This window comes from Streptomyces sp. NPDC060209, assembly GCF_042728155.1.
In the GTDB taxonomy this organism is placed as follows: Bacteria; Actinomycetota; Actinomycetes; order Streptomycetales; family Streptomycetaceae; genus Streptomyces.
Window position 1 is genome coordinate 1 of sequence record NZ_JBHWZS010000567.1, and the last position, 1,666, is coordinate 1,666.

Consider the following 1,666-nt stretch of genomic DNA (forward strand, 5'->3'; position numbering starts at 1 on the left):
GGCCTGGGGGCCGCCGCCTCCTTCGCGTCAGGCCTTCGGGCGGCCCATCGCCCGGTACGTCCAGCCGGCCTCGCGCCACACCGTGGGGTCGAGCGCGTTGCGGCCGTCCAGAATGATCCGCCGCCCCGCGACCTCGCCCAGGGCCGCCGCGTCCAGCTCCCGGAATTCGCGCCACTCCGTCAGGTGCAGCACCACGTCCGCACCCCGCACCGCGTCCAGAGCCGTGTCCGCGTAGCCGAGCGTGGGGAAGAGCCGCCGGGCGTTGTCCATGCCCTTCGGGTCGAAGACCGTCACCTGGCCGCCCTGCAGATGGATCTGCCCGGCGACGTTCAGGGCCGGCGAGTCGCGTACGTCGTCGGAGTCCGGCTTGAAGGTGGCGCCCAGCACCGCGACGCGCGTGCCCAGGAACGATCCTCCGCCCACGGCCTCACGGGCCAGCTCCACCATGTGGCCGCGCCGGCGCATGTTGATGGAGTCGACCTCCCGCAGGAAGGTCAGCGCCTGGTCGGCGCCCAGCTCGCCGGCGCGCGCCATGAAGGCCCGGATGTCCTTGGGCAGGCAGCCCCCGCCGAAGCCGATCCCGGCCCGCAGGAACTTCTTCCCGATGCGCTCGTCGTGGCCGATGGCCTCGGCGAGCTTCACCACGTCGCCGTCGGCGGCCTCGCAGACCTCGGCCATGGCGTTGATGAAGGAGATCTTGGTCGCGAGGAAGGAGTTGGCGGAGGTCTTCACCAGTTCGGCGGTCGGGAAGTCCGTCACCACGAAGGGCGAGCCCTCGGCGATCGGTCCGGCGTACACCTCGCGCAGGAGCTTCTCGGCCCGCTCGCTCTCGACGCCGACCACGATCCGGTCCGGGTGCAGCGTGTCCTTCACCGCGAAGCCCTCGCGCAGGAACTCGGGATTCCAGGCCAGCTCCGCGTCCGTGCCCACCGGCGCCAGCTCGGCCAGCCGCTCCGCGAGCCGCGCGGCGGAGCCCACCGGGACGGTGGACTTGCCCACGACCAGCGCGGGCCGGGTCAGCTGAGGGGCGAGCGACTCGAAGGCACTGTCCACATAGCTCATGTCGCAGGCGTACTCGCCGTGCTTCTGGGGAGTGTTCACGCAGACGAAGTGCACATCGCCGAACGCGCCGATCTCCTCCCAGGAGGTGGTGAACCGCAGGCGCCCCGTGGACCCCTCGATGCCCGCCACATGCTTCTGGAGGATCTCCTCCAGCCCTGGCTCGTACATCGGCACCTTGCCCGCCGAGAGCATCTCGATCTTCTCGGGCACGACGTCGAGCCCGAGGACTTCGAAGCCCAGCTCCGCCATGGCCGCGGCATGGGTGGCGCCGAGGTAGCCGGTGCCGATCACGGTGATCCTGAGGGCCATGGGTGCTCCTGAACGATGCGGACAGACGTGCGGAGCCGAGCATAACCGGGCGTGCGGAACGCCGTTTTCCGGCTGTCTCCAGGGCTGTCGGCAAGCTCACGTTCCCCGCCCGTATGCCTCCGCTCGGCAGGGCCACTAAAATTGGGTTACTTAACGGTAGTTAGCATCCTTGGGGAGTGAACGTCTTGGCGGGTTCGACCGATTTCGACCTGTACCGTCCGGCCGAGGAGCACGACATGCTCCGCGAGACGATCCGTTCGCTCGCCGAGGCGAAGATCGCCCCGCATGCCGCCGC

Annotated in this window: 1 protein-coding gene; it reads right to left on the reverse strand. The window is 69.7% G+C overall.

Annotation, left to right across the window (positions count from 1 at the left end; all coding sequences use genetic code 11):
- Nucleotides 1-27: 27 nt before the first annotated feature.
- Nucleotides 28-1,371, reverse strand: coding sequence for a UDP-glucose dehydrogenase family protein (locus ACFWFI_RS42610; protein WP_387401332.1), 1,344 nt, complete (start codon nucleotides 1,369-1,371; stop codon nucleotides 28-30).
- Nucleotides 1,372-1,666 lie beyond the last annotated feature (295 nt).

Excerpts from the sequence above, each read along its gene's own strand:
- ACFWFI_RS42610 (WP_387401332.1), bottom strand. The coding sequence starts at position 1,371 with ATGGCCCTCAGGATCACCGTGATCGGCACCGGCTACCTCGGCGCCACC.